At 35.1% G+C, this 17,527-nt stretch carries 12 protein-coding genes; 3 read left to right on the top strand and 9 right to left on the bottom strand.

Annotation, left to right across the window (positions count from 1 at the left end; all coding sequences use genetic code 11):
* The first annotated feature begins 59 nt into the window (after nucleotides 1-59).
* On the top strand, nucleotides 60-3,362 hold the full coding sequence (locus MHI00_RS06390) for a transglycosylase domain-containing protein (protein ID WP_187958920.1): 3,303 nt from the start codon (nucleotides 60-62) through the stop codon (nucleotides 3,360-3,362).
* A gap of 106 nt (nucleotides 3,363-3,468) precedes the next feature.
* Here MHI00_RS06390 and ccpA read toward each other — a convergent pair whose 3' ends face one another.
* A complete protein-coding gene (gene ccpA / locus MHI00_RS06385; RefSeq protein WP_010054129.1) occupies nucleotides 3,469-4,473 on the bottom strand; it encodes a catabolite control protein A in 1,005 nt (334 codons plus the stop codon).
* A gap of 264 nt (nucleotides 4,474-4,737) precedes the next feature.
* On the opposite strand from ccpA, the gene MHI00_RS06380 reads away from it, so the two are divergent.
* On the top strand, nucleotides 4,738-5,838 hold the full coding sequence (locus MHI00_RS06380; RefSeq protein WP_056999551.1) for a M24 family metallopeptidase: 1,101 nt from the start codon (nucleotides 4,738-4,740) through the stop codon (nucleotides 5,836-5,838).
* A gap of 46 nt (nucleotides 5,839-5,884) precedes the next feature.
* On the opposite strand, the gene MHI00_RS06375 is transcribed toward MHI00_RS06380, so the two are convergent.
* Nucleotides 5,885-6,418 (bottom strand): YtxH domain-containing protein, encoded by a 534-nt coding sequence (locus MHI00_RS06375; protein ID WP_051926654.1) that lies wholly within the window; start codon nucleotides 6,416-6,418, stop codon nucleotides 5,885-5,887.
* Nucleotides 6,419-6,451: 33 nt separating this feature from the next.
* On the bottom strand, nucleotides 6,452-6,895 hold the full coding sequence (locus MHI00_RS06370; protein WP_010049695.1) for a DUF948 domain-containing protein: 444 nt from the start codon (nucleotides 6,893-6,895) through the stop codon (nucleotides 6,452-6,454).
* 231 nt (nucleotides 6,896-7,126) lie between these two features.
* Here MHI00_RS06370 and MHI00_RS06365 point away from each other — a divergent pair, with 231 nt between their 5' ends.
* Complete coding sequence (locus MHI00_RS06365; RefSeq protein WP_015076803.1) at nucleotides 7,127-8,029, top strand: mechanosensitive ion channel family protein; 903 nt, start codon at nucleotides 7,127-7,129, stop codon at nucleotides 8,027-8,029.
* 43 nt (nucleotides 8,030-8,072) lie between these two features.
* Here MHI00_RS06365 and MHI00_RS06360 read toward each other — a convergent pair whose 3' ends face one another.
* The 6 genes from MHI00_RS06360 to MHI00_RS06335 all read right to left on the bottom strand — a co-directional run bounded on the left by MHI00_RS06360 (nucleotide 8,073) and on the right by MHI00_RS06335 (nucleotide 17,502).
* A complete protein-coding gene (locus MHI00_RS06360) occupies nucleotides 8,073-9,098 on the bottom strand; it encodes a DUF2087 domain-containing protein (protein WP_010049692.1) in 1,026 nt (341 codons plus the stop codon).
* 154 nt (nucleotides 9,099-9,252) lie between these two features.
* The gene (locus MHI00_RS06355) at nucleotides 9,253-10,389 is read right to left on the bottom strand and encodes an N-acetyldiaminopimelate deacetylase (protein ID WP_010049691.1); all 1,137 of its coding nucleotides are present in this window, start codon (nucleotides 10,387-10,389) and stop codon (nucleotides 9,253-9,255) included.
* Nucleotides 10,390-10,716: 327 nt separating this feature from the next.
* Nucleotides 10,717-11,418, bottom strand: coding sequence for a 2,3,4,5-tetrahydropyridine-2,6-dicarboxylate N-acetyltransferase (dapD, locus tag MHI00_RS06350; protein ID WP_010049690.1), 702 nt, complete (start codon nucleotides 11,416-11,418; stop codon nucleotides 10,717-10,719).
* Nucleotides 11,419-11,497: 79 nt separating this feature from the next.
* Nucleotides 11,498-11,998, bottom strand: coding sequence for a cyclic-di-AMP-binding protein CbpB (cbpB, locus tag MHI00_RS06345; RefSeq protein WP_010049689.1), 501 nt, complete (start codon nucleotides 11,996-11,998; stop codon nucleotides 11,498-11,500).
* 98 nt (nucleotides 11,999-12,096) lie between these two features.
* A complete protein-coding gene (locus MHI00_RS06340) occupies nucleotides 12,097-12,555 on the bottom strand; it encodes a hypothetical protein (RefSeq protein WP_341112087.1) in 459 nt (152 codons plus the stop codon).
* Nucleotides 12,556-12,783: 228 nt separating this feature from the next.
* Nucleotides 12,784-17,502, bottom strand: coding sequence for an endo-beta-N-acetylglucosaminidase (locus MHI00_RS06335; protein ID WP_341112084.1), 4,719 nt, complete (start codon nucleotides 17,500-17,502; stop codon nucleotides 12,784-12,786).
* Nucleotides 17,503-17,527 lie beyond the last annotated feature (25 nt).

Below are 17,527 nucleotides of genomic sequence, written 5' to 3'. Positions count from 1 at the left end.
TGTTATAATAATGCAGAATATAGATTTTTACTAAACTCTGATATTGAGGTGAACATGATTTGAATGATCCACAAAACAACAGTCCTTCCTTTATTGAACGCTGTAAAAAAGGATTCAATCACATTTTAAGGACTGTGAAAGAAAAATGGATTTCTTTCAAAGATAAACGTGCTTCTACTAAATCGAATTTGAATGAGACAACCCTCTCACCTAACTTGACGGAAGAAGAAGAACAAACCCCAGTCGATACTAATAAAGAAACAATAGATACTATTGGATCATCTCAGCAAACTGAACCACTTGCTGATACGACTGATTTACAAGAAGAAAATTCCAATGAAAAAAAACAGTTTGATGAAAATTTATCAACTGAATCTGTTGCATCCAAGGAGGTAGAGCCTTCCTTAGAAGAAAAGAGTTCTGATAGTGTCACAGATAAACCAAAAAATAAAGTTATTGCGATTTTATTTGCAACGCAAGTCATTATTTTAGCAAATTGGAATAGTTTAAAAAGACACTGGAGCAAACTCTTACCAACGCCAACGGATGAAACAGCTATTCCAAGTTCTAAAGTTGAAGATTCTCCCTCTGTAGAATCTGAATCCGCAATGTCCTTAACTGATATTGCTCCAAAAGAACCTACAGAAAAAGAAGCCGAAACTGAAATGAAGTACGAACTAGCTATTATTCCGACGCAACCTGAAGAAGTCATTTCTGAAAATGAGGATAAAAAAGAAAAACTAATTTTTACATTCAACGTTGCAATGGGGGTTATTAAAAATTTAGCCTTGAGTTTGTTGGTTCTTTTATTAGTTGGTGGTGCTTTAGCTGGCGGAATCGGGTTAGGTTACTTTGCTTATCTTGTTTCTACCGAGAAGCCACCTACCTATGAAGAAATGCGAGCAGATATTTCTAATTTAGAGCAAGTCTCAAATATGTATTTTGCTGATAATCAACCGATTGGTGCCGTTCAATCTGATTTAGTCCGCAAAGTGGTTCCTTTAAGTGAAATGTCAAAATATCTCCAGTCTGCTATTGTTGCTACTGAAGATGAATATTTTTACGAACATAATGGAGTTGTTCCAAAAGCTGTCGCCCGAGCATTGGTTCAAGAGTTTACAGGATCAAAAAACCAAACTGGTGGGTCAACTCTAACTCAACAATTAGTTAAGCAACAAATTTTAAGTAGTGAAGTCTCATTTAAACGCAAAGCCAACGAAATTTTACTTGCTATTCGTTTAGAAAATTACTTTACTAAAGATGAAATTCTTGAAGCTTATCTAAATACTTCCACTTTTGGACGCAATAGTAGTGGTCAAAATATTGCTGGAGTTGAAGAAGCTGCTTTAGGAATTTTTGGGATTCATGCAAGTGAATTAAATTTACCGCAAGCTGCCTTTATTGCTGGTTTGCCACAAAGTCCGTCTCAATATACTCCTTACAACCAATTAGGTGAACTGAGAACGAATTTAGAACCTGGTATGGAACGTAAAAATACTGTCTTATTTAGAATGTACCGTGAAAAATTCATCACAAAAAAAGACTATGATGAAGCAATGAAGTATGATTTAGCTAAAGATTTCATCCAACCTACTGAAAGTGTGGATAATCACGATTATTCTTTTGTTTATAATAGTGTCTTAAAAGAAGCTACTTTACTCTTAATGAAACAAAATTATAAAAAAGACAAATTAACGGATGCAGATATTGCAGACAGTGATACTTTATATAATAAATATTACTTTGAAGCTCAAGATCAATTACAAAATAATGGCTATGAAATTCATTCTACAATCGATAAAGGTGTTTATGATGCCATGCAAAATGTCGTTGCTAATTATGGTGACCGTTTTGGCACTACGTATTATCGCAATAAAATAGATGAATTTACAGGTGCTGTTGTTTTAGATGAAACAACTGGTGAACCTGTACAAGAGGCCGAACCTGTCCAAAATGGAAGTGTCTTGATGGACAATGCTTCTGGGAAAATTATTGGATTTGTTGGTGGACGTGACTTTTCTATTAGTCAAGTCGATCATGCATTCGGTACTCATCGTCAACCAGGTTCAACCATAAAACCATTATTAGTTTATGCACCTGCTCTTGAACAAGGATTGATTCAACCGACAACTATGATTCCAGATACAGTCATTAACTACCTTCAGCCTGATGGAAACCTCTGGAATCCATCTAACTATGGTGGTGGTATAAGTGGTAAGTTTGTCAGTGCTCGTGAAGCTTTAAAACGTTCTTACAATAACCCAACATCAAAAATTTATTTAGAGATGTTGAAAAACTCACCTGCTGGAATGAGCCCTAAGGATTATATGAAAAAATTAGGCTTCACTTCAATTGCAGATGAAGAGTATGAACGCCCTGCCCTTTCGCTGGGTGGAACAGAAACAGGCCCAACAGTCTTAGAACAAACAAATGCTTTTGCTGCTGTTGCCAACAATGGAAATTATGTTGAAGGCTACATGATTGAAAATATTACAGATAAAAAGGGCAACATTATTTATGAACATGAAACAAAATCAGAACCTGTTTTCACTCCGCAAACAGCCTATCTAACTATTGATATGATGCGTTCCGTTGTGGAAAGTGGAACAGCTGCTGGAATTTTAAATGAGCTAAACTTTTCACCTGATCTTGCTGGTAAAACAGGAACAACAAATGATTTTATTGATGTATGGTTCATTGCTAGTACTCCTCAAGTAACTTTAAGTTCTTGGATTGGATACGATAATGACGGAGATGAACGTCGTCAATTACAATACTATGATAATGGTGCCGATTTTGATGCTAGTGGAGCAAATGAAAGTTATTGGGCTGAATTAGCCAACGCAATCTACAGTGTCAATCCAACTATTATGGGGGCTGACAAAAGTTTTGTTCGACCAAATGGTATTGTTTCATCCACCGTCTTAGCACAGACTGGTATGAAACCAGGTAAAATGACTTTACCTGATGGCAAAACACTTGATGTCACTGGACCTACGACAACTGATTTATTCAATAGTAACTTTTTACCTGGAACAACAGTCTTTAACTTTGCTGTTGGTGCTACTCCATCCGAGCTAAACACATTTTGGTTTGATACCTATCTGAAAGCTCGTGAAGAAGAAGAGAAGAAAAAAATTGAAGACGCCAAAGATAAAGAACAAAAGAAAAAAGAAGAAGAAAACAAGAAAAAATCAGAGGAAGACAAAGCTTCTGAGGAGAAAAAGAAAAAAGAAGAGGAAGAGAAGAAGAAAAAAGAGGAGGAAGAAAAGAAAAAGGCTGAAGAAGAAGCCAATAAACCTCCTACTGAAGGAACCGCCCCTGGAACGGGTACTGGAACCATTCCTCCTCCCGCAAACTAACCTTCACCACCTAAAAGAGAGCATCTTTTAGGTGGTTTTTTATTTGTATAAAATAAAAAAAGCTGTCTCCTTATTTTATGAAAAATAAGGAGACAGCTTTTAGTCATTATTTTTTAGTTGTATCGCGATCTGCAATGTTATACGGTAAAACAATTGTTTTTTCGTCAACTTCTTCTTTGTTCATTAGTTTAGTTAACAAACGCATTGAAACGGCACCAATATCATACAAGGGTTGTGTGATAGTACTTAGACGTGGACGTACCATTTCAGTTAATTTTGAGTTATTACTTGTGATAACTTCAAAGTTAGCTGGAATTTTCACGCCATGATCTATAGCTCCATTTAAAACACCAATTGCTAATTCATCGTCCCCAACAAATGCAGCAGTTGCTTTTGCTCCTGCTAATTTATCCCATAAAGCTTCACCGGCTTTATATGAATACTCAGATTCAAAAATCAAACTTTCGTCAAATTTTATACCTGCTTTTTTCAAGGCATTTTTATAGCCATTCAAACGATAAACACCATTAATTGGCTCTAGTAATGATCCTGTAATGAAAGCAACTCGTTTATTTCCTTTAGCAATTAATTGAGTAATCACTTTTTCTGTTGCTGCTTGATAATCAATATTTACACTTCCAACTTGTTCATCTGGATCAACTGTTCCAGCTAGTACAACTGGTGTCTTAGAGCGAGAAAATTCAGCACGCATTTCGTCTGTAATTTTATGCCCCATGTAAATAATTCCATCTACTTGTTTAGCAAGTAATGTGTTTAAAACTTGAACTTCTTTGACATCATTTTGGTCAGAGTTTGCTAAAATAATATTGTATTTGTACATAGTTGCAATATCATCAATCCCTCTGGCTAAAGAAGCAAAATAAAGATTTGTTACGTCTGGTATAATAACCCCAACCGTTGTTGTTTTTTTGCTAGCTAGGCCACGAGCTACAGCATTTGGACGGTAATCCAAACGATCAATAACCTCTAAAACTTTTTTTCTAGTTGTTGGTTTCACATTAGGGTTGCCGTTGACTACCCGTGAAACAGTTGCCATCGAGACATTCGCTTCTCTTGCAACATCATAAATTGTAATTGTTTGTTTTTCCATGATTGTATCTCCCTCATTTTTTAAATCTAATTCTTGACAATCCTATCCTTCTACAATTTAACAAAAAATAAACGAAATTGCAAACGTTTTAATTGTGTTTTCATGAAATTTTCATAAAACTTTTCAAAAAGCGCTCTCTTTTAGCTCTACTAAAGCTTTTATGCTTTTATTGACTAACATTTTTCTAAACATATTGTTGATTTAATGGTACACTATTAAATGAAGATATAGAGTGAATTAGCTTTTAAAGAAAGAAGGAATTTTATGAAGAAACAACTTATTGATTTAAAAAATTGGTTAAAAGAAAACCAAGGAGATGTGGCTTTTATTAATGACCCCGCCAATGTAGCCTATCTAACAGGTTACGAAAGTGATCCACATGAACGTGTGCTCGCTTTACTTGTCTTTCCTGATGCTGATCCATTTTTATTTACACCAGCCTTAGAAATGGATGATGCTCGAAATGGTGCATGGGAATACGATGTTTTTGGTTACTTGGACAATGAGAATCCATGGGAAATTATTGCTGAGAAAGTAAAAGCAGCTGTGCCTACAGTATCTAATTGGGCGGTTGAAAAAGAATTTTTAACCTTAGCTCGTTTTGAAGCTTTACAAAATGAGTTTCCAACAGCCACTTTTAAACAAGATTTAACCTCTTTTATGCAGCGCTTAAAATTAATTAAGACACCTACTGAAATTAAAACTATGATTGAAGCTGGAAAATGGGCTGACTTTGCTTTTGATGTTGGTTTTAATGCAATTAAAGAAGGCGTTATGGAGCAAGAAATTGTTGCTGAAATTGAATACCAATTAAAGAAAAAAGGCATTATGCAAATGAGTTTCTCGACTATCGTCTTAGCTGGGGACAATGCTGCTAGCCCGCACGGAAACCCAGGGCAACGGAAAATTCAAAAAGATGAGCTTGTTTTATTTGATTTAGGTGTCGTATACGATGGATACACAAGTGACGCGACTAGAACTGTCGCTTACGGTGAGCCTAGTCAAAAGGCGCAGGAAATCTATGCAATTGTTCTAAAAGCCCATCAAGCGGCCTTAGATGCAGTTAAACCAGGTATTACAGCTGGTGAATTAGATACAATTGCCCGTGATATTATTACTGATGCTGGTTATGGCCCTTACTTCAATCATCGACTTGGGCATGGACTAGGTAGTTCTGTTCATGAATTTCCATCTATCATGGCTGGAAACCCACTTGTAATCGAAGAAGGTATGTGTTTTTCAATTGAACCTGGTATTTATGTACCTGGAGTTGCAGGAGTTCGAATTGAAGACTGCTTATATGTAACAAAAGATGGTTGCGAAGTCTTTACTCACACCCCTAAAGAATATACCGTTATCGGTTAATTTTATAAAAAAACTCAAAATCCAAATGGATTCTGAGTTTTTTTTATTATTTTTTCACTTCAGATTTAACTTCTTCAACTTGTTTTTTTGCTTCATCTTTTACATCTGTTGCTTTTTCTTTTGCATCTTTAGCAACTGACTTCGCTTCTTTAGTCGCATCTTTAGCTGTTTCAGTCACGGTATCTTTAATTTCTTCACCTTTATCTGTTGCAACATCCACAACATCTGCTGCACTATCAGCTACATCAGCTGAAGCGTCTTTTAATTCAGCACGGATATCATCTAAATCACTACCCACTTCTTTAGAAGTTTGTTTTAATTGGCTAGCAAATTGATTAGCCGTTTCTTTTAAGTTAATTTTAATATCTGATGTTGCATCAACTGCAGCATTTTTAATTTCTGTACCTTTATCGACTGCTAAATCTGTATAATCTTTAGCTGCACCTTTGAATTCTTCTGTTTTATTTGCTAAATCTTCACGTAATTCTTGACCTGATTTTGGAGCAAATAATAAAGCCGTAATTGCTGCTGCTGTTCCTCCAATAAATGCACCTAATAAAAATCCACCATTTTTACTCATATGTTCATTCTCCATTCTATTATTTATTTGTTTTTAAAATTCCTGTTTTGCCGTTTTCTTTGCTTTACGATTACGATTCATAGCCATCGCTGTGCGGCCAATTTTTGATGCCACAGATACTTGAGCTGTTTTTTTAGTTGCACCTGTAACATGTCCAACTAAATTACGGCTAGAATGATTTAAATCAGAAACCGTCACACCAAGATCACCAATCGCTTGGAATAGAGGATCTGTCTTCCCAAGTTTTCCATTTACATCATCAACTAATGCGTTGGCTTTGTTTAGTAACCCTTCCACTTCAATAGACAAGCTATCCACATCTTTTGTGATTACGCTAATACTATTGTTTGCTTCTTTGACTGTTTGCTGTATTTCGCCAGCAATTTTTGATAGTTTCATTAAATTAACAACTATAAAAATTACCAACACTGCAAACGCAACTGCTGCAATAATTGCTGCAATCTCTCCACCTGACATTTTATCGCCTCACTTTCCGTTCAGTTAGCAGTTTAGATTCCCTTTTGAGACCATTTATTTTCAACCAAATGCCCATAAATAGAAAAATAAACTTACTGCTACTCTACCATATTAGAATAACATTAAATGAAATTTTCTTCAAATTATTTGAAACGACTTTCATAATTTTTTTTGCATTTTCCTTAATATTTGTTAGAATAAGAAGAAGATTCTATTTAAAGGAGTTTTGATATGGATAGTAGTAGCACCGTCGATAGTTCTGTCACAAGTGAAGTCGCTCAAAAAGTAGAGAAAAGTACGAATTTTTTGCTTAATTATTGGGATAATATTAAATGGGGCGATATTATTGCCATTTTTATTACTAAAGGAATTCAGTTGCTTATTTTAGCAATTTTGTTTTTAATTTTAAATAAAATTGGCCGAGTTTTCATTGAAAAAAGTTTTAATAATTATAAACTAAAAAAACAAGTATCTGAAAGTAGAATGGATACTCTCTCTAGTTTATCTTTAAATGTTTTTTATTATATAATGTTTTTCTTCTTTCTCTATGGTTTATTATCCATTTTAGGAGTTCCAGTGGCAACGCTATTGGCCGGAGCTGGAGTTGTCGGAATCGCAGTTGGTTTAGGAGCCCAAGGTTTTATCAGTGATATAGTAACAGGTTTCTTTATTATTTTAGAAAAGCAGTTAGATGTTGGGGATTATGTACGATTAGACCCGATTGAAGGTACTGTTATTGCTGTTGGTTTACGCACAACACAAATAAAAAGTGTCAATGGTACGCTTAATTTTATTCCAAATCGTAATATTACCATTGTTAGTAATCTTTCAAGAGGAAATATGCGCGCATTAATTGACATTAGAATGGTTCCTAATGCAGATATTAATTTAGTGACTGAAGTCATTGAAAAAGTAAATAATGAGCTAGTTCCAGAACATTCAGAAATTGTTCAAGGACCTACTTTGTTAGGTTTAACTGATTTAGGAAATGGGCAATTAGCTTTTCGGGTGGTCATTTTCACCTTAAATGGAGATCAATACCATGTTCAAAATGAATTTCTGAAACATTATGTACAAGCTTTAACTGAAGCTGGTGTTGAAATTCCAGCTTCTCCTCTTAATATTTTAAAATAGTCATCATAAAAAAACGGATTTCTAAATGAAATCCGTTTTTTATCTACTCTTTTTTAGTTATATATCCTGTTTCATCATATGGTTGCTCTTTTTCTAACCATGTTTCTAACTTTTGTTCCAATATTTTTTTCATCGGTTTTTTTTCTAATTCTTTTTCAGTTACAACTTCTAAAACTTTAAATTCAAAAACTTCTTCGCCAAAGGCTGTCCATTCTTCTTGTAACTGCTTATTGATATAACTTTTATTTTTAAGTGAAAATTTCAAACCGTTTAAGCTTTTTAAATTGGGAGTGGAAGCAATTAGACGTTTGCCGTTCTTAGTATTTTTTATTTGATAAATACCACCTTCAATTTTCACCTCTTTGGCTTGCATTTTTAATTCTTTTTTATAATCCATCTGATGCTTTTCTCCTTCTATCTTTTCATACCAAGTTCCTGCCAAATCACGTTGTAAAAAATTCATATCAATTAAACGTCTTCTAAGCAATGCGTGATCTTCTGGATAAATTTTTGATAAAACTTGATTGATTTCTTTTTCTGAATATTTTTTTCCAACTTGAAAATGTAGACTTATTTTTTCTAAAATAACGAATTCTACTTTTTTCCCCTTTGGATAACGAATAAGCTGACCATTATGCGTGAAATAATCTTGTTCCTTTGTAAATTTTGTCGGATTTTTTTGTTGTTCATCATCTTTTAAAAATGCCATAATCCGAAGAAAATTTTGAGCTTGTCTTTCTTTTTTTCGCAGATTGAAGCGGTGATTACGTAAAGTTGAAAGGCTGGCAATTCCAAGCTCCTTTTGGATATCGCTATCTTTCTTACCTTGGTAAAACAACGAAATGAGCTCAACTTGTTGTTGAGACAAACCATGCTCTTCTTTGCCTTTTGCTAAAAGTGCCATTAAAACAGAATGATGTTCTGTTTTAATATGGTGCTCCATAAAACGCCATGCTTCAAAAAATTTATTTTCATCTTCAATCGGATAAACTTGACCTTTTTCCGTTGTAAATCGACAAAATTCACACTGATAAATCCCATTCTCTTCGTTATAACCTAAATCTTTCATTCCAATCTCCTCTCCTATTTTTCATTTTTACTATACGTCAAAAAAATCAAATAGTCAAACTTTTAATAGATATTCCCAAATTAATCTATGTATATATAGACAAAAGAAAAAAGAACATTTCCCGATTATTAATCAGAAAATGTTCTTTTTAAGATTAGACTTGATTTAATTTTGCCGCTAAAAAGGCTCCGACTTGTTCAATTGCAAATGGAATTGCCGCTTCATTAGGATTCATTTTTGCATGATGCAATTCGAAAGGACTATTAACACCTAACCAAAACATTGTACCAGGTATCTTATCCAGTAAATAACCAAAATCTTCACCAATCATTGCAGTTGGAGAAAGCACAAAATCAACTGCTGGATTATTTTCCATAAAGGCTATAAATTCATTAGTTTCTTTTTCTGCGTTGACAACTGGTAAATAGCCACCTTGTTGTAAAATCAATTCAATTTCACATTGATAAGACTGTTCAATGCCAACTTTAATTTGCCTCACGCGTTCCATCATCAATTGACTCATCTCAGTCGTTAACGTTCGGATAGTACCGCTCAAGTTCGCTTCACCGCTAATAATATTTTCAGCCGTTCCGGCATTAAACGTACCAATCGTAATCACGCCACCTTCTACAGGGTTAACACTCCGACTTACAATCGTTTGTAATTGAGTAACAAACTGACTAGCAGCTACAATCATATCATTTGATTTATGAGGGTATGCGGCATGACCACTTTTCCCTTTAAATTTCGCTCTGATTGTACAAGTACCAGCAAATAAAGTTCCAGAACGCGAACCAATTGTACCGACTGGTAAATCTGGCTGAACATGTAACGCATAGATTTCATCTGGCATCCATTCATCTAATAATCCATGATCATACACTAATTTTCCACCTGATTCATTTTCTTCAGCCGGTTGAAAAAGCACAACAAAATTATCTTTACCTGGCTGATGACTAAACTTAGTTAATAGACCTAGTGCAATGGCCATATGCATATCATGTCCACAAGCGTGCATTCTACCTTCATGAATTGATTGAAAAGATAGGCCTGTTTCCTCAGTCACAGGCAAGCCGTCAATATCGGTGCGCCAACCAATCGTTTTAGCGCCTTCCGTTCCTTTAACTCGAACAACAATTGCGGTATTCCATGTTTTTATTTCAAGATGCTCTTGTGGCAAATCCATAATTTTTTTCATTAAATACTCATGGGTTTTATATTCCTCTAAACCAATCTCAGGAATTAAGTGCAACTCCCGACGAATTTTCACAAAAGGATTTTCATTTAACATTTACTTCACTCCTAAATAAAAAGTTTGTTGAGCTGCTTAACTCCGACAAAAAGATAGGAAAATACACACAAAGTATCTTTTTACTTTGAGGGGATTTTGTCTTCTTTTCGAGGAGTTGGCTCATAAGAACTGGCCGAATAAAAAGTTTGTTGAGCTGATTAGCTCCGACAAAAAGATAGGAAAATACACACAAAGTATCTTTTTACTTTGAGGGGATTTTGTCTTCTTTTCAAGGAGTTGGCTCATAAAAACTAGTCCGTATTTTTCAAAAAGAGGCTGGGACAAAAGTCCATAGCCTCTTTCTTTTTATTTTCTATTGTTTCATTCTTAAAGTTTGCGTAATTCTTCAATTAAGCCTGTTTTACTTTTAGTTTTTTCATCGATATCTTTAATCTTTTTAGCGGGAACTCCAGCTACAACAGTATACGGCGCAACATCATTAACAACAATTGATCCTGCTGCAACAACGGCACCCTTACCAACACGAATTCCTTCTAATATAACAGCATTTGCACCAATTAAAACATCATCTTCAATGACAACAGGTTGTGCACTTGCTGGTTCAACAACACCTGCCAAGACAGCCCCTGCTCCAACATGACAATTTTTCCCTACAGTTGCACGACCGCCTAAAACAGCACCCATATCAATCATCGTATTATCACCAACAATCGCACCGATATTAATAAGAGCACCCATCATAATAACAGCTTGGTTGCCAATTTCTACTCGATCACGAATAATAGCACCAGGCTCAATACGAGCATTTAACGGTTTAGTATCAACCAATGGTACAGCTGAATTACGACGATCATTTTCAACAACATAATCTATAATTTGAGCAGCATTTTCTTTTAAAAACGGTTCAACATCTTTCCAATCACCGAATAAAACACCTGATTTACAATTTGTAAAATTTTGAATAGTTTCAGGAAAAGTAACTTCCTTTAAACTTCCTTTAATATAAACCTTTACGGGTGTCTTTTTTTCACTTTCAGCAATAAATTTAATAATTTCATTTGCATCCATCTATTAACCACTCCTTCTAATCTAATTTTCATTATTCCTCTATCAGTATATCAAACTTTATGGAAGGTTTCATCCCATTTTAACGAATTGCAGATTTATTTGAAGCCTTTTTTTCAGCTTTCCTTACAACTTCGAATTCATTTTCAAATTCATGAGCAATACGATTAGTAGCTTTTAAAATTTCACGACGTGTCACAATTCCTGTAAAACTGCCATCTTCACTCGCAACACATAAAAAAGCATTATCCACAAGCAAATGTAAAACATCCTCTAAATCATAGGGATTACGAACAATTGGAAATTCGGTTTGCATAACTTCATGAACACAAATATCACTTAGTTTATCAAAATCTATTTCTTCAAGCCCCATGATTGCATCAATAACCATCGGCATTGAAATTAAGCCTTTAATTTTGTATTCATTATCCAGCACTGGTATGACAGAATATCTAATTTTGGTTAAAACTAATAGCGCATGATCTAAATGATTATTCACTTGTACATGAGCAACCATTTCTGCGGGAATTAAAAATCCCTCTTTATTCTCAAGTAGCATCTCGCCAATTTCTTTACCTATCATGTCTGACTGTTCCTCCTTATATAAAAAGCTCGTTGAGTTTGTCTAGCCTCGGCAGAAAAATAGGGGAATTTGATGTGGCGCTTTTTGCCACCTCGAAATTACATCTTTTTTCCGAGAGGCTGACTCATAAGAGCTAGCCTGATAAAAAGCTCGTTGAGCCGGTTAGGCCTGGCAAGAAAATAGAAAAAATTGATATGGCGCTTTTTGCCATCTCGAATTTTTATCTTTTTCTCGAAGGACTGGCTCATAAGAGCTAGCCTGATAAAAAGCTCGTTGAGCCGGTTAGGCCTGGCAAGAAAACAGGAAAAATTGATATGGCGCTTTTTGCCATCTCGAATTTTTATCTTTTTCTCGAAGGACTGGCTCATAAAAGCTAGCCTGATAAAAAGCTCGTTAAGCCGGTTAACTCCGGCAAGAAAATAGGAAAAATTGATATGGCGTTTTCTACCATCTCGAATTTTTATCTTTTCCTCGATGAGCAGGCCCATTAAAAAGCTTGTTAATCTCGCTCGCATTGAATGAAAAATAGAGAAATTTAATGTGGCGTTCTTTTCCACCTCGAAATAACCTCTTTACTCCAAGGAGCTCATTGGTTCAGTAATTCTACCACTTCTCTATTTTACGTTATCTTTTAGAAAAAAAGTAGTTAAATATACTAAAAATTTCATTTTAATAAAAGTTTAATGATTTTTATTGGCTTTAACTATGTAACGATCAATTATAATAAATATAAAGCAGTGCAATCAAGTTCTATTGTCTTAATTACACTGCTTTCATTAAAAAAATTAAACGACTCTTTTCCAAATTTTACTCGTTAATATGAAAAAGCTAACGAACAAACTAATAATTCCCACTGCTCCACGATTAATTTGATTCGCTTCACCTGTTTGAGGAAATTCAGACTTTCCTTGATTTCCCGTAGACACTACTTGTTCTTTTGGATTTGTTTCCTTTGGAATTAATGTTTCTTTTTCTGGTTTAGTAGCTGGAACTTCGGCTTTAACTTCTTCTTTTAACACCAATTCATTGATAGCATTGGTTAAATTGGTTTTTGCAGCCACCAAATTTTCGATTGTAGCAACTGGATCAGCTACTACTCCTTCGACTTGATTTACTACTTGTTCTAATTTTTGACTAGATAATTCATTATATTTTCCACTTGAAATAGCCTCTTTAGCTTTTGTTAGTAGCTCAGTAATTTGAATTTTTAAAGCGTTTCTATCTACTGATTCTTGTGTCACTAATTGATCAATTGCTGTTGCTAGATTTAAATGTGCTCCTTCTATTTCAGCTAAAGTTGCTGGCTTACGTAAAAATAATAATCCAGTAGCCTCTTCCATCGCTTTCGTTAAAACACTATAGCTGTCCGTAGTATAGTCGCTAGCAACTATCGCTTTCGCAGTTTCCAACAACTTTGTTAGTTTTTCACGTGCTTCGGTTAATGTTGCTTCTTCGAGTGAAATAAGTTGATTAACACTGTTTTCCAAATTTCCTAACGTTTCTTCTAATTCTTCTAAAGTAACCATTGGATTTTCTATTACTTGTTTAGCTAACTTAATTTGCTCAGTAACTTTCGCAAAAGAATCTGACGTGTAATTCAACTCATTTAAGGCTTCTAATGCCTGTACATAATCAATTAACTTTTGCAGCGCAACTTCTTTCGCTTCTTCTTTAATTGTTTTCAAGTTGTTCATCGCCTGAATTAACGTCACATTACTTAATTCAATATCTTGCAATTTACCATTTGGTTGCTCTAAAATAACCTCTGCTAATTCAAGGGCTTCCTTTACTTTTTGATAAGTTGCAACTGTATATTCTTTTTCATTTAATGCTTTAGCAATTTTTTGATTGGCTTGCAACTCCTCAATGGCTTTTTCAAGGATTGCTGATTCACTTGGAACTAACTCAGCTAATGATTGGGATATTTTTTCCTTATCTGCTTGAATCATCTCTACAGTTAACTCATTTTTTTGCAAATTCTCTTTGGCTATTTTTATGTTTTCAAACAAGGTAGCCAAACTTTCTGGAGTATAATTATCGGCATTTAACAGCTCGATAGATTGTAAAAATTCTTCTAATTCTTGGCGGGCTTTCGCTAGTTTATCTGCTTCAAGAGTAACTAAACTATTCATTGTTTTGGTTAGCTGAAACTTAGCTATTTCCAGTATTGATAATGAAGCTACTTCATTATTAGCTAACTCTTCTGCTGTTTGGATACTTTTAGTTAACTCTTGATAACTTTCAGCCGTGTAGTCTTCTGGTTGAATTTTCTTAGCTTCGACAATCAAATTTAACAATTCATTTCGAGTTTGTTCAAGCTGATCTGTCTTTAAAACTAAGTTGATTTTTGCTTCTTGTAGTTGCTTAATTTGTACAACTAATGCGTCGATTGTAGTATCAGATTGTATAAGCAATAGCTCTGCTTTTTCAATTTCACTCGTAAATCGTTCAAAGCTAGCTTCAGTATAAAGAGTTCCCTCTATTTTTTTCGCTGCATTGATTTCATTTTCTAAAGTTAAGCGAGCGGAGTCTTTGACTGTTACTAAGGAATCAAAAGCTCCTTTTAGTTGTTGTTTAGTTGTTTCAATCTCATCTAAGCTAGGTGCATCCTTATCTAACACATTTTTAACTGCTAGACGCGTCGCTACTAAATTAGCAAAGCTATCTGCCGTATAGTCTGCCTCATTAACATTGGTTTGATAGTAAAGCGAGCGTAATTCGCTCAAAGCTGCTTGATTTTTGCCAACTTCGATACCTGTTTTATCATATCCTAAAATTTCAAAATCATAGATTCGAGCCACTTTACCGGTTTGCTCCGCTTTATTTAATTTCAATTTCACATAACGCGCTTCTGTTAAGGGAATTGAATATTCGGTTATGCCTTTAGTATTTTTGTCTTGATGAACGACTTGAGTCCAATTTTGATTATCGTGGCTTACCAATATTTCGTAATCTCTTGTATTCCATTCTGCATTTTCACCGCCGGCTTCTGCATGAAAAAGTTTAAAACTGGTTAGCGAAACTTCTCGTCCTAAATCGACGCTCATCCATGGCTGATCATTCGCATTATCACACCACTTCGTTAATAAGTCACCATCTAAGGCTTGCATAGGCGTTTCATTTTGATTTGTATAACCAGATGAGTCGGTATCTACAGCACTTAGAGATAAGTTTACCAATGGTTCAGTAAATGTCTCATCGTAAACCGTAATATAATTTTCTTTGATTGCTTCATTGGCTCCTGCTTGGTTACTTGCAGTTAGACGAACCGTATAAGTTCCTGCCTTCGAAAAACTAGTTTTCACTGTTTCTCCCTCAGCATTTTCAGGTGTCCCACCTTCAATTAACCATTCTAATTTCTCCGCTGATAGAGCTGAGTGACTCGTTAACGTAATTTCTTCGCCTACTTTAATAAATGATTTACTGGCAGAAAAATTAGCTAACGGTGCCTGTAATTCAGGAAAATTAAATTCAACCTCACCCGCTTGTTCACTATATTCATTTTGTTGATTATCAACTGGAACAATTTGATAGCGTAAGATATTATCAGCTGGACGTTTTTGACCACTAACATAATATGATTGATTGCCACTCGTGCCTTCATAATGTCTTGCGCCAGCTTGATCCACCCTGTAGATTCTATAGTTAGTTGTATTTTCAGCTGCTGATTCCCAGTTTAAGCGTAAATTAGCAAAAAGATCCTCTTCAATGCTTTGCCCTGAAATCGTAACATTTTTAACTGGGCTAACCAATGAAGTTTTATTTTCAGCAATAGCGATTTGTCCAAGCGCTATTTTGGTAGATGGATTCGCTGTCGTTCCTTTTACTTTTACAGAAATCGTATCCACTGTTTTATTTTGATAAGCATCCAGCGCAACTTCAACTTTTTTCCAGTCTCCAACGGTTGTTGTTTCTCCAACTAATGACACCATTTCCTCTGGTTTATCTTTAAAACCTAAAACCAATTCTAATTCCGCTTCTCCTTGATAAAGAATCGTTCCACTTTCTTTCCCAGTCAATGCCAATTCGCTCTTATACAGTTTAACTGTTGAAGTGCCACCTACTGTTGTAGATCCTGTTAAAGCAATTGATGAGCCGCCATTATAAGCTGTACTATAATCAACTGAGGGCATTAATTGATTGCCTTCATTTGCAACAATCCAGCGATAAGTTGGCATAATATCTTGCAAACTCCGATTATTAAATGTTCCCTCTTTGACTAATTCACCATTTTGATAAACATTATCTCCATTTCCGACATTAAAATTCGTAACAAAAGGTAAACTTGTAACTGGGGATTTTTCAACAAAATAACGAGAAATACCTTGCCATTCATTAGCACCTAAAGTTGTATCTCGCGGATCTCCAGCTGCATTTACCCAAAATTTTTCTTCGTTTTGCCAATATTTTGTTACATCATAATTGGCACCATCACGCAGTGTCCAATCTGGGCAATATAATCCCAGTGATACGATAGGTTTGCCATTTTCAACAATCGCACTCGGCTTAGGTCTAGAATTAAAACCTTGTGCTTGAACATCGATTCCCGCAAACAAATCATAAGGCGAACGATTCAAATCCTTGGCAGCTTCAGCTGACTTAGAAATTTTGCTCAATGTGTTTTTCCAATTAAAATCTAAAAACATTGTATCTGAAACGCGTGTATCGCCTGTTTGAAAGTAAGCTGAATTTTTATCATTTAATGCTCCTTGCCATGAAATAGACCCGTTTTCTAACATCGAGTCGTACCACATGATATCCATTTCGGCTTTTTTATGCTCTTGTAAATAAAGGAGTAATTCTTTCATAGCTTTTGCTGTTGCTGGATCTGTTTGAGTTTCTTGATTAATAAACCAACCATCAAAACCATAATAATCAGCTAATTCTAATAATTTGTCTGCTACAATAAAACGACCATTTTCATCTTTTTCAACAAATTGTTGCACCCATTCTGACTTTCCACCATAAGCTGCCGGTGGAAAAAAGACCGTTCCTAAAACTGGAACTCCATTGCGATGAGCAGAGTCAATAACATCCCCACTTGGTGGAACGATAATGCCTTCACCTGCAGACCCCGCCCAAGCAACCATCGTGTCAATATATTGCCAATAGCTAAAGTTATAAACGGCTTTATCTGAACTTCCTTGTGAGGGTGTTCCACTGGTGTTTCGATTTGTAATAGCCAATGAAACTACCTTTGCTTCCGTACTTTGATCTTGATTTGTTTTCGATCCTTGCACCCGTTTTGCTAAAGGTACATTTGATTTATTGTGACTAGCATTAGCATCTGTCTCCGGTGACCACTTCAATAGCTCTTTTGGGAAAAAATGTGAAGCATATGGTGCTTCTTTTATTTCAGGAATACTCGTGCTTGCTACCTCAGTAGGGCTCTCTTGTGAAGTTCCAACAGCTGTCACAGATTCTTCTAAAGGTAGTATAATAGCTAAAGAACATAAAGCGCTTACAGTTATAAGTGAACGTAAAATTGATTTTTTAATAGACAAAATGCAACTCTCCTTTTTATGTTAA

Origin of the sequence: Carnobacterium sp. FSL E2-0243, from assembly GCF_038003605.1 — a bacterium.
In the GTDB taxonomy this organism is placed as follows: Bacteria; Bacillota; Bacilli; order Lactobacillales; family Carnobacteriaceae; genus Carnobacterium; species Carnobacterium maltaromaticum.
Note: the sequence above shows the minus strand (reverse complement) of the source record. Positions and strands in the feature narration are given on the sequence as shown.